The following is a 12,529-nucleotide window of genomic DNA, read 5'->3' on the forward strand; positions in this document are numbered from 1 at the left end:
TCACAAAAGAGGCGATTTGAGGCCTCTTTTCTTCCGCACCTCAGAACTTTTTGAGCCTATCCTGCGCTCTGTGGCCGCCACGTGTGCTGCGGATTGCGCCAGTCGATCGCCTCCAGCAGATAACTCATCTGCGCCGCGCTCAGCCCCACCACACCGCCCACCGTCGCCGGCCAGACAAAACGGCCACGGTCCAACCGCTTCGCGTAGAGCGACAGTCCAACTCCATCGTGCCACAAGGCCTTGATCAGCGAACCGCCGCGTCCGCGGAACACGAAAACATCTCCGGCGAACGGATCACGACCAAGGCTTTCCTGCACCAATCATGACAAACCCTGCATGCCCTTGCGCATGTCGGTGTGGCCGGTCGCAATCCAGATCCGTGCGTTCGAAGAGATCGGTATCATCGACGCTCCAGAACCTGCAGCACCCGCGCCAGCGCCGCCGCATCGACGCTGGCGTCGACAATCACTCGACGATCCCTGCCGATTACAATTACCATCTGCCCACTCGGCGGTGTGGCAGCAACCACCGGCTCGACCTCAGCGGCCAGGATGACCCGCGCAAAGCCGGATTGTTCGCTTTGAGGGCTGATCGGCTCGGGCCCGAACGCGCGACGCAATGTCATCAGCAACGAACGTGATATGCCATGGCGCCGTGCCGTCGACGATATAGCACGCGGCTCTTCAAAGCTCTCGCTCACGATCCGCAGCTTCTCGTCATCCGACCAGCGCCGACGACGACCAGTCTCGACCACCTCAAGCCGTTCAAGCTGAGTACTGCGCTTATGGCTGTCCATAAGGACTGTTACGCACCAATTGGACTAATCCAACAAGGCGGCCCTCGCCGGAGGGAAACGATCCTTGGTGATAATGATCGTCTGCTTGCGCTCGCGATCAATCGAGATAGTTACGATATTCTCGAGCGCGGGAAGACCTTTGCCATGACAATAGCGGAACTTGCGCCCGCTCCCGCAGGGGCAGAACCTCGTTACCTGATCGATTGGACGCAGCGCTCATCATACTATTCAAGCCCAACCCTGACGCCCTCAGACGCTACGTCGAATCCGCCGGCCGCTCCTACATGACCTGCCGAACAACGGTTGCGAAAGAGTCAAACTTATTTCCCGTTTCGGGTTTCGCTTCGTCCAGGAAGGCCTGCCGTAACGCATCGAACCGCTGAGGTCCATCATCCAGATCCGGGAAGCGAAGCTGCATGAGCAACCGAGTGAGCTGCAGTTTGAAGAGGAGCGCCTTGATCGAGCGGGGACTCGGCGACCGACCAATCGCATTGAAATAATCTGGTACGAAAGTACGCAATTTCTCGATCTCGGCGTCGGAAAAACGCACGTCGCTTGCGTTGAACGGCGCATCCGAGGGAGCCGTCGGCGCTGGCGTCGTCGATGCCGCCCGCACCTTGCTAACTTCGTTCTGCAAAATTTCCTTTTGCAATCTCGCGGTTGAAAGATCCTTTTTTAATTCAGCCATCTCCTTGCGGGGTTCCGTTTCAGGCTTTCCGACGCGGGTCACCGTTGCAATCGCCTGGACCATTCGTTGCCATTGAGTGCCTTGTCCAGATCGGCGCGGCAGGCGCACTTTATCCGCATCATTATGTCTTTTCTGAGCGGAACTCTCCCATTCGGCTGCTTCAGCAAGTTCCATCTCGGTCGTTTTCAGATATTGTAGGCGGTATCGCTCGTTTTCACTTCCAGCGAGTTTTGTGACGAGTTGCTTCACATCGTCCGCAGACAATTTCGAAAGCCGTAGATAGCAGGCGAACAGTTTCTCGATTTGCTCCGCCACTATGTCCGCCGTCGCATTGTCGTGAGCAGCCGCGCTCTCACCTAGCAATCGGGATCGCTCCGTAATCATTGAAGCGTAGCGAAGTGCGATCGCATGGTTGAGCACACCTTCATCGACGAGCATAAGTACCTGCATTCGTCGATTGATTTCTTTGTCATCGAGCAGGAGCCGCACATTTTCAATGACGCTCAGCATTTCCGATGGCGTGCATCGATCGAGGTCGTCGACCACCAACAGTACTTTCTCGGGTCGACGCCTTACGGAATACCGCGGCAGGAAGATGAGCCCAGCAGATAAGAGCACCCAGAGTGCCAATACGGCCCAATGGCTTGCGTCGGCCAGAGTAAGCGGCGGGGTCCGTTCTTCCGTCGATAGGCCACTCCAAACCATGAGCGACGACAAGTCGACCACATGGCCGTGTGACAGACCGATGCCCCAGATGAACGCGACCAGAAGCACAGCCGCAAGCGGGATGGCCAGACGCCAGAGTCCTCCCTCGGTGGCATCAGCCTTGGTCCAACCCTTGAGGAGCAAGCGCATGTCATCGCCGATGAGAGCGAGCATACCTAAGCTTTCGTCCCGCCCGACGGCACTGAGGTTGCGATGAAAGAGTTGTTTGACCTTGGCCGCAGCACCCATCCAGATCGCAACCAGATAGATCACGGTAGACGTTCCAAGCGCCGACAGAACGAGATTAGCGAGCTGAGCTTTGGCCGTGATGGGGATCAGTGCCAGCGCGAGCATGGCGAGCGACGCGACCAGGCTAAAGCTACCCCACCGGGCGATCGCAACGCGCGAAGACAAGGCCCAACGGTCGAGCGCGTTGGTCGAGGTGTTGGCCGCAAGTGCTAGACTTCGGTAGAGGAATATCCACGCTTCGGGTGGGTTACGGTACTTCCAGGCATTGTGCACCACGACCTTGTAATGCAGGTTGGCATAGGCATCGGACTTGCTGGCGGCGACATTTCTGCGGTATTCTGCGGGGTCCTCAAGAAGCGGCGTGAGGAGCTTCAGGAGGGTTGTTTTGCCGCTTCCCCATTTACCAAACAAGGCAAAGCTGAATTCGCCTTCCGCGGATCGAAGAACTGTTGCGAGCGCCTTCGCATAGTCGGCTGCGTTCAATCCCAGCTCGTCAAGTAACGCCTCACGGACAATTCGAACATGCCGGCCGGACATTTGGTAGCGGCGCTCCGAAGGCGAGGCTGGCTTGGGCTCGGCCGGCGATTCCTCAGCCGATGATGTGACCGAAGTCCTGGCAATCGGATCCCGTATTGCGCGGACTCTTTTCGCGATACCCGACTCGGGGTCACTTAGGAGGGCGCCCACGAGGGAGGGTGCTGTTATCGGCGTGTTGCCTTTCAGTCGATTGAAAGTTTCGTGGAAGTGGGGTCCTAGCTTGACGTTCTGGATTCGTTGCCCGAGTGCAGACTCGTCGAGAGGCACTTTCGGTACGTCTTTGAAGAACGCAAATGATAATTCTCGCCACTGCCGGCTTGTTAGGCCCGTAGCGTTTAGTGTGCGAAGAAGCGATTGCTCTTCATCATCGCTCAATTCCAGATCTGTCGGGCCGTCCAGATTAGAGCTATTTCGGTTCAGATATAGAAACGCGGTAATGACGTAGGATGTGGAAGACAGTTCCTCCTGATAGGCATTCTTGTAGATGAGACAGCGTACGGTCTCAGCGAGCAGCCGGGAAGCAAGATCGCTCAACCGAATCTCGGGAAGCCTCGTGACAGAGATCAGGTCGCGTAATATTTGACCATGATTGCCACCGCCAAGCTCAGCCATGAGCACTCCGAACGGACTTTTAAACAAGAAAACCGATGCAATTATACAATGTCTGATTGCGCCGACAGTCAAGCGCTGATCGGCCTGAATTTTCGCGGGAAGATCAATCGCCGGCCATCCAAAATTTGGTTTTATGACAGCAAAAAGAGCTTCCGGCATGACGACCGCACTATTCTCAGGCGGCGACGACTGTGGGTTTAGCTATCGCAGCATTCGCGATGCGAAGGACGGGTCCCTTCGATCGGCACGCTTTCGAATGGAGTATCTTTGGCGGTTCTTCGAGCCCCCTGCCGATAAAGACTTCAAGAGTGAACTGAGAACGGAATTCAACGCGCTGTACTGGGAAATGTACTTGACGGTGCCCGACTTAAACAAGTGCCCGTATGGTCCATCGTGACCTGGAGGCTGCTGTGGCCGGCGAAGGTATGCACCGTCTTGGGCTTTAGATCGGCCTCGATCAACATGACACAGCGAAATGCCTCAGCGCGTGCCAATTGAAGTGCTCCGCCATTTCCGTGTATTCGGCCGGATTTTTTTTTGCGGCGTTTTGCGACCTCATCGAAGAGGGGCAGGAACTTGCGCTTCACCATATTGTCGTGGCCCGCGTACCACCGCGCTTGTTTGGAAACACAAGGTCACCTCCGGCCTTACGCTTCGTTCGTAGCTTCCAGCCTTGAGCATAAGAATGAGAGGCTGCGCCATCAACCCGTGTGTCTCGACTTTCATTTCCGCATTCGCAAAGCCAAATGATGCCAGCGCAGCGCGTGCAATCCACCTGCACGGACACCGGTCGCGCTGGCGAGGGCAAGCTTCACTTTAAAATCCTCGTCGTCAACAGCGAGCAAAGCCCGCATGGCTTTCTTAGTCGGAGGTATGATCTTGGAGTAGAGCCTGGTCCGGCGGAGCCGGGCGCGCCACTGCTCCACCCACCTACATGAGGTTCTTGGCTTTAGGCAGCCCACGCTAGCTTTATATATTGTTCTTGTGACGACATCGTCTATTTTCGTCGACGGCATCCGACTTACTAAGTCTCGATCCCCGCAAATCGCACGTTAGTCTGGAATCGGAACGACCATGAGCAAAACGCATCTTACTCAACTGTGGCAATTGCTATCCATCGTTTGAGTTCTCTTCCTCGTAACCAGTGTGATCTCACTCCAAGGAGGCTCGGAATTCCTGGGGCGTCTGTTCGGCGACAAGTTGAGCGCTGGCGACAATAAGCCCGCCGCGGGGTACTTTGGGGCGATTATCGGAGGCGCGTTGTTCTTATTATCGTCGAGCATCTTCCTGCTGCACACGAGGCGCCACGGCGATCAATGGCACTCGCGTATTCCGGTGCTCCTGCTCGAAGGATTGAATACAACCGCGTGGGAAGCGAAGATTTATCAAGCTTGCGTAGTTCTGCTATTTATTGGGGTCCCCCTAGCCGGGACTGCCCTCTGCATGATCGCCGCTGAATCTGGCGACATCTGCGAACAGGATACGACGAACGCTTATCTCGGGAAGGAAACGACTCTCCTTTGGGCCCCGGTTTCAAAACAGGAGAAGCAAATGCGCCTGAGGCGGGCTGACTCGGGTCAGGAGCCCTGCAAGGGGGGCGTTGAACTCTTCCCCCGGTCGTGGACACCGCTAGCTTTTTATCTGCTACCGCTCGCAGCGATCAGCGTCGCCTCGCTAGGCGTTATCTCACTATTTAGTCGGCGAAAATCACTCAAGACGATGGCTTCGCAGGAAGTAGAATAGGAACTATTCGAGGGCACTATTTCAACAGGGCATCTGTGAGTTCAACGTCGGCATTCATACTCAGCCGAGCTGTGGCTATCAGGCTGTCCGTCGCCATAGCAACGCTAGAAAGTTTTATGAGTGACGGTGTAGCAGAGATTTTCAATCCGGGAACATTTGCTTTGGCGATGGCTCCCGTAACTTCGGATGCCGCGGCATCTATCTGTTTGCTGAGATCGATCTTTGAGTGTTCCTTCAATGACGACAAAATCTGCGTTTCGAACAGCGTTTGCGCGACGCTCCAGAACTCATTGTCGACGACGGTGGCGAAGTTGATGCCTTCGACAGTGATTGCTTTGCCATCCTCGGTTGGTGTCGGCTTTCCGGAGATATACACCCAGCCAGCCGTATTCAGCCACCGTCCGGGCAGCTTGGCGTTCACCTTCAGTCCAACGGCAAGCGAACCGTTGCTGGGATAGAGGTCAAGATCATCAATTCTCACTTCGATGCGAGACGAGGAAATTTCTTGCTCGAACGTTTTCCCTTTGAGCTGTGTCGCCAGTTCGTTTTTGAGAAATTCGTATGGCGCTACTGCTTGAAGGTTTATGTCGAATGTTCCTTCCTTCGCTGCCACTTTCTCCAGTTGTGGGAGAACCGAAGCGGCCTGCGCGATCTCAGAGGCTCCGACAACTGTTTTCGCATCCACCCGCACAACCATCCTGAGTGAATTCTGTTCGGCGACCAGTCCGGAAAACCCAGCGGATTTCGGCTCGATGTTGAGGAACAGAGGAGCGGCTCCGCTGCGGTCGATCTTGATGGAGAACGGATGCCAGTGCTCTTCAACCTTCGCCCGCAAGGTGTCACAAGGTAAAATACTCTGAGCTGAACGCTGAATATCGTCACGATGCCTATCGAATTCGTTGTTCAGCGCGTCGGCAAGGCCCAGATTCACGGGGCCCGCACAGACCTCCGGATGGCCAAGTGCACCTAGATCGAAGCCGACGCAGTTCTTCCCCGCCACCTCGACGGACGCGCTATCGACCCATCGACCGATAGGGGTGACCTTGATTTGCGGGCACCATCGATTGTCGAGATCAACACTCAGGTTCATCGAGGCTTTGACTTTCGAGTCAAAGTTCTTTCCCGAGAGGGACAATGCACCGGCCAAATCACCCCCGAGGCCTGCCTTACCTGTCACATGAATATTCTGTTCGACGTGGAGATCCGTTCCTGAGTTCGCGATCCGAACTGGTCCATCTTTGTTGATGTCTGCATTCCAGTGATAATCAGCACACTGGTTTTTCATGCCGATACTCGGTCCCGTGATGTCCGGTACATTTATGCATTGCTCCTGCATTCCTGCGCCGCGGAAGTCTACGTAAGGCACTTGCGTGCACGCGCGGTGAGACCCGACGTGGCCTGGGTTCACGTAGGGCAAATCCAAGCAGGCCACATGACCGTCACCTCCAATTGGGACGGAGGCAGGAATCTTTGCCTCGGCGGCGTGCACAAGCGCGCTGTAGGGTATTGTTGCCACAAGTGTGAGTTTGCTATCGGAAACAGTGGGAGGCGGCAGGGTATCTCCTCCATGCGGAGGAGCCTGAAATAGTGTCTTATCACCACAGCCCGCCAAAACTATGCTACACAAAGAAAGTAGTATCTGAATCGACAAACGATTTTGCATAATTAAGTCACCACTAGTCTGCGCTTGTTTGCAATCGGCAACCCTGAATTTTAAAGCAATTATTGTATATCCAAGCGTGTATCGTGTCGTAACTGCATGTTGCTGTCCATACGTGATGCCATTTTTCGCGAATAATATTTTTCGTCGGGGTAATTGCCATTTGCCGGAAGGCTCGGCCAAGCGAGACGCCGCTGTCATCAACCCGCGTAACAACAGGACCGTGCTGGCCCGGCGCGACTTCTCGCCGTGAAACACGAGAAAACCCCTGCCGGTCTGGGCCGGCAGGGGCATCCCTCGATCCGAACAGCGGAAGGGTCATCAAGACCTGTCGTCGTGGCTAGAATCGCTAGAGCTGGATTGGTGGCCGTTGCGCGAGATAGCGCATTTCCGGACGCTCTTGCAGAACTGCATGCATCCCTGGACAATCGTGAGGTTGTCGTAAGACCATCCTAACTCCCACTGGAACAGGGTCGGAATGGCGTCGGTAGAGTCTTGGTCGTCTTCAGTCGTGGTTCGGCAGGTCAGAACCCGACTAGCGAGACCGCACGTTTCGAGTACAACGCGCTCGCCCATCCAAGGGGATCATGCAGCAAGCGAATTCCGAACCGCGCGAGTTTTTTGTGCCGGAGGAGGATCTCGCAAAGACGGGTGAGCACGTCACGATCTTGCTCGCCCAAGGGCCAAACACCCGCGAGCGAATCTGAGGACGTAAATTCCAGACCGATAAGTCCGAACGCATCGCCAGGTCCTTCGAAGCACACACTCGTCGGCACTAGGTCGGGGCATACTTCCGAAATGGGGCGCAGCGTTATGAGCTGCGAGTCGCCGTGCGCCTTCTCGACAAGGACTTCGTCGTCCCGGATCGGGAAGTGGCTGTGCAGGAGCGTGGCGCCAAATCGTTCGTTGGCGTGTTCTTTCACAAGGCAGCGCCCGACTTCGTCGAGGCATGCATGATCGTCTCCGGCGAGACGGCCCGCGCTGGTTAGGTCAATGTCCGGTAGGGCCGCATAGTCCCGAGAATTATGGCGTCGCAATTGGATCATGGTGCATCCTCCAGGTCAAAGGTGAAGATGGTCAAACAATCCGCGGGAATGCCTCACTCATTGATAGCAATTCGACAATTCGCTCACTCAGGTTGAGGACCGAAGGAGGCTTTTTGAAGCGCTTTTTTGAAGCGCATGGCCATTGAGTTGTGAACTGGTCATAATTTGGTGGGATTCTGCCGGCTGCCGGTAGATACCTGCCTATTCACATCCTCAGAAAGGGTGCGCAAATGCTGAAGACTCTGCTCACCATTTGCGAGCCAAATGAGCGGTTTCAACAGCTCTCATTCCACGATCAAGCCGCCGGGCATAACCGTCCCCTTTGCGCGGGCGATCTATATAGCGACGTGAGTCCTATCGAGCTTAGCTCGGTGTGGATCGGCGCCAGTTGTTGACCCCTCTGGCACAAGAAGAATCAGTGGCTTACAGCGCCGATCGGCGTCCGGACCCTACGCCGATTCACAACTGACATACGGTCTCTACTATCGTCGCCACGGCCCTCTCGCTGGGTCAGGCGCGGATGTCCAGCTGTGCTCTGCCCTGAATTGCGCCAGCGCCAACTCGCGCGCTCGCTGAGCATATCGCACCTCCATTCGTCGCAACGGTTGCAGGGAAGTCGCTGACCCTTACTCCGGAACGGGACCGCCAACCGTTGCTTCGCAGAAGGGTCGTACTGTCGCGATCAGATCGCCGACCGCAGCTTCGGATGCTGCCAACGTGGGGAGGTCCTTAATCCAACCTGTATGTACCGGAACTCAAAATCCACAGCGAATGGATCAAGAATTTCTATCATTTGCGCTACGAAAGCATCATTAATCGGATGGTGCGGAAAGCCTTCAGTCAGACAAGCGTCCCAAAGCACCTTTAGTTTGTGACCGTAATCGCGCGATCTGAGCCGATTGCTGGTCACTCCTTTGCTGAGCAAATACGCTTTAAGGGTCAGTTCCAAAGCATGACTATAGAGGTAGTAGATCGGCATATTGAAGCGCAGGCGCAGATCCGCCGTCTCGACACCGCTTCTCAAATATTTGGCGGATTGAAAGTAGGATTCGCCGGTCAGAAAGACCGCAATGGGCGGCGAGCGATCAATCTCTTCGTTCTCGGTGGGCTCAGTCGTCATTAGATGAGGTTTCCTCGGGCGGAGAAGTCGCGCTAGGCGGTGGGAGGATCTGTGGCAGGGCCTTCGTTGTCCGGCTTCGGGGGAAGAAGAATGCTTTCCCAATCGATTTTGGAGAGTTCGGCTGGCAGAACGGCTTCGTAGGCCCGCAGGGCCGCATGGCCTGGGTGACGAACGCTATCAATGCACGGGCCCGCGGGTCATTGCCGGCAGCGCGGTTAACCTCGGCCACATAGAGGACAAGGCAGCTTCAAGCAGGAGCCCAATCTTGGTCACGCTCGCTGTATGCCGTGTCTTGAAGTAGGTTTTGTGCAGTTCCTCTAACTGCGCCAACTCCAATCAACCCGATAGCCCGCGATCAGATGGGCAACGAAGCTCTCGACGGTGGGAGTATCGAAATCGGCTTTGTACTTCTCAAAGAGGGCCGGCCATTGTTTGCACTCGAACTCCGGGCCTGCAAACTGATGGAACAGGCAATATAGCGTCAACATCGGGAGCCGCTGGTTCGGCTTTCGTAACCCGGGCACTTGGTCCTCTACCATGATCAGGATCGGCCGTAGGTCGGTTAGTTTGGCGTCCTTTTGATGCAGGAGCACGGCGGCAGTAATTTGCTCCAAAAACGCTGTAAGCCGCACCGGCGCGCTTTTATGGTCAAAGCCTACTGTCGAGGCGACCCAATATTCGGGGGAAAGCTTGACCGTAACAATGCCCGGCAGCTCTCGGCGATAATCGAAAGCCTCGCGTTCAACCGTGCGCCCGCGCGCGATAAACTGCATGATGATGTGACGCGCCAGCCGAGACAGGCCTGCAAACGACAACGTTTCCCTGTCGTCGACCTCGGTAGCCTCGGGAAAACCGCTTATGGTTAGCTGACGGGGAACATCCCGCAAAAGATGCACGTAGCTCGATCGGATCGAGTAAGCCTGTTGAAGCGCAATGGGAAGATCAGGTCGGCCTATCGGTCCCTGGGCGCCAGCGGCCTCTTCCCGAAAGAATGACGGTGCGACATCGGCCATGGCGAAATCGCGGAAACGGCGCGCCAGCGCAACATGCTCGTTAGAGAGAACCGCGTCTCGGACACCAGCGGCGACTTCGTCTGATGCATCCTTCAGGGCTTGGTCAATCTTGTTTCGCTTGCGCGGCTCGTAGTCGCTCCACTCGGCTACATGACCATCAAAACCCTGCGCGAGAGATTCTATCGACGTAACGAACAGCTTGTAAGCCAGATTAAGGTCGTCCGCTAAGCGATGTGAACCGATCACGAACTGCCTTATGGCGCGCATGGCGCCGACAAAAGTCTCACGCTCGAGCCCGATTAGTTGCGTGATGAAGGCAGCTAGCGCCGCGGCTTCGCCATCCTTGGCGTGGACGTCCTTGTCGAACATGCGGCGGATGAACCGGCTTGGTACCGCTTCGATACCAAGGCTCGGCCGTTCGGCGAGGAGAAGGCGCCGCGTGAGGTCGGGATCGGGAGTGCAGGTGACATTCAGGAAGAAGGAGATGACGGCGGCAAAGTCATTCAGGAGGTCATCTCCAGTTGTCGCAATAAAAACACCCGGCCTGGGTCCGTCGGGATACTTCTCCTGTTTCTCCAGCATCTCGCATGTGAGCGTCGCAAGCGAGTGAAGGCCGGTCGAGGGAAGAAGGGACCCTACGGGCGTGATGATCTTCTCACCTCGCATAACGCGGTAATTGGTGTAAAAAATTGCGCGATGGAGCGTTTCGTATCGCTCGCCTGGCGGGAAAAATTTTTTGGTAATGATCTGCAGCATGACCCGCGACCTCTTGGCAACTTATGACCGAGGCGGTCCGGGCGGAAACCTGTTCAATCCTTCAGGCCGCGCATAACCGGTCTTGTCAAATACCTCCTCAAAGAAGGCCAACAGGACCGTGTCGATCGCCGCGGCATCGGCGGAATCAAGCTCGGCTCGCACAATGGCTTCGTCGAATTGAATCGGACCGCGAATGTCATCCTGATCGACGCCGAGATGCGCCCCCCGCATGTTCAGCAGGCCGAGTTCGATCTCGCACGGGAACGTCAGTCCGAGATGCTGGACAGCGAACGGCACGTTCGTATGGAGCGCGCGATAAAAGCCCTTCTCCAAGGTAACTACGGGAATGATCGGCAACGGAATGTGCGCCGGACGCCATGCGCGCTCGCGCGTGATCAACGTATCCGTCAGGCTCCAGAGCTCGCCGTTCTGAAAGACTTGGGTCGCCCAGCGCAGCGGTGCTGGTCCCATCGTATAAGCGCCAGCGGGATCGTAGTAGATCGCGCCGTACGCGTTCACCGTGGCAAGGCCGCCGTGGCCGGTCGCGCGTATCATTTCGGATTGATTGACGTTGGCGTTCAGGCTCGACACCGTCAGCGGCTTTTCCCGGCGTTCCATGGGAATAATTCGCATGTAGCCATCGGGGGCGCCTGCGAACGCAAACCGGACCCGATCGACGTCGGGTACGCCGACCTCGGCAAGCGCCTCGCTCTGCGCGAAATAGCTGCCCTTGCTGAAGGTGGACGACGTTTGCAGGAAGGCAGGCTTTGCCGTCCGCGCGCGATCCTGACCGCCATCCAGCCCTGAAAGGATCTCGAAGGCGGCGGCGCTGGCTGCGTCGGCTGCGCGCTGTTGCGATCCTTCCTTGTCGGCGGTCGCCTTGCCGGACAACAGATCCGAGATGCCGCGAATGACGGCGTCCTGCGTGGGGTGACTGATATGCACCCCCTTCAGGAAGCCGCTGCCTTCCATCTCGACGGCGACGGCATCACCATAGTGATCCTTGATCAGCGTCGCGGTGGCGGCCTTCTTTGAGGCCACGACTTTCTCGCCTGCCGCGATCGGCGCGACGAAGAACGCGGGGTCTCCCTGCTTGACCGCAGGATCGAGCCGCGATTTCCAGTCGTTTCCTTGGCGGATAACGCGGGCGCGCTGTTCCAGCGCATGCGCGGTATTCTGCACATCAGGACGCGTCTGGAAACCTTTGGCGGTGTCCTTGCCGGACTCATAGCCGTAGACCCTGGTTGCGACCACCACGTCGCCGATGGCCACATCCTTCACCCCGCCGGCGACGCCGACAAACAGCGCAACATGGGGCTTGTAATGCTCAAGGGCTCGGACCGCGATTGCGGCGGCGCCCGCATTGCCGGGGCCGGCCTCGACCACCGCAAATATCCCAGCCGTCGAACTGCCCTTTGAAGAAGCCGCTACCGTTGACTGTCTCGACAGCGTGCTTCCCGAGTTGCCGCAAGACGGCGCGCGTCTCGACCTCGAGGGCGGTGACGATGACAGCAGTGGGAGATAGGCGTTGTGGCACGCGGCAGGCTCGATTGGTGTGGGGATACCCCCTAATATATAGGTGCTCGTCCCTCTTCGCCTAGCGA

At 56.7% G+C, this 12,529-nt stretch carries 9 protein-coding genes; all 9 read right to left on the reverse strand.

All coding sequences use genetic code 11. The features are described 5' to 3' along the window. Positions 1 to 56 precede the first annotated feature (56 nt). The 9 genes from tnpB to GWG67_RS30525 all read right to left on the reverse strand — a co-directional run bounded on the left by tnpB (position 57) and on the right by GWG67_RS30525 (position 12,311). Positions 57 to 317: an IS66 family insertion sequence element accessory protein TnpB gene (gene tnpB / locus GWG67_RS30490; RefSeq protein WP_342761066.1), complete on the reverse strand. Its 261-nt coding sequence runs from the start codon at positions 315 to 317 to the stop codon at positions 57 to 59. Between the two features lie 83 nt (positions 318 to 400). Beyond that, the gene (locus GWG67_RS30495; RefSeq protein WP_275173057.1) at positions 401 to 796 is read right to left on the reverse strand and encodes a transposase; all 396 of its coding nucleotides are present in this window, start codon (positions 794 to 796) and stop codon (positions 401 to 403) included. Between the two features lie 24 nt (positions 797 to 820). Continuing rightward, complete coding sequence (locus GWG67_RS39130) at positions 821 to 1,009, reverse strand: SEC-C metal-binding domain-containing protein (protein WP_354210964.1); 189 nt, start codon at positions 1,007 to 1,009, stop codon at positions 821 to 823. A 67-nt stretch (positions 1,010 to 1,076) separates the two neighbouring features. Further along, entirely contained in the window at positions 1,077 to 3,746 is a 2,670-nt protein-coding gene (locus GWG67_RS30500; protein WP_275173058.1) for a P-loop NTPase fold protein, read from the reverse strand. A 1,600-nt stretch (positions 3,747 to 5,346) separates the two neighbouring features. Next, a complete protein-coding gene (locus GWG67_RS30505) occupies positions 5,347 to 7,284 on the reverse strand; it encodes a DUF4403 family protein (protein ID WP_275173059.1) in 1,938 nt (645 codons plus the stop codon). A 230-nt stretch (positions 7,285 to 7,514) separates the two neighbouring features. After that, positions 7,515 to 8,036 (reverse strand): hypothetical protein, encoded by a 522-nt coding sequence (locus GWG67_RS30510; RefSeq protein WP_275173061.1) that lies wholly within the window; start codon positions 8,034 to 8,036, stop codon positions 7,515 to 7,517. Between the two features lie 682 nt (positions 8,037 to 8,718). Next, positions 8,719 to 9,156 (reverse strand): hypothetical protein, encoded by a 438-nt coding sequence (locus GWG67_RS30515; protein WP_275173063.1) that lies wholly within the window; start codon positions 9,154 to 9,156, stop codon positions 8,719 to 8,721. A gap of 317 nt (positions 9,157 to 9,473) precedes the next feature. Beyond that, complete coding sequence (locus tag GWG67_RS30520) at positions 9,474 to 10,925, reverse strand: hypothetical protein (protein WP_275173065.1); 1,452 nt, start codon at positions 10,923 to 10,925, stop codon at positions 9,474 to 9,476. A 21-nt stretch (positions 10,926 to 10,946) separates the two neighbouring features. Next, entirely contained in the window at positions 10,947 to 12,311 is a 1,365-nt protein-coding gene (locus GWG67_RS30525) for a hypothetical protein (protein WP_275173067.1), read from the reverse strand. Positions 12,312 to 12,529: the final 218 nt, after the last annotated feature.

Origin of the sequence: Bradyrhizobium sp. CSS354 (genome assembly GCF_029051725.1) — a bacterium.
Classification (GTDB): Bacteria; Pseudomonadota; Alphaproteobacteria; order Rhizobiales; family Xanthobacteraceae; genus Bradyrhizobium.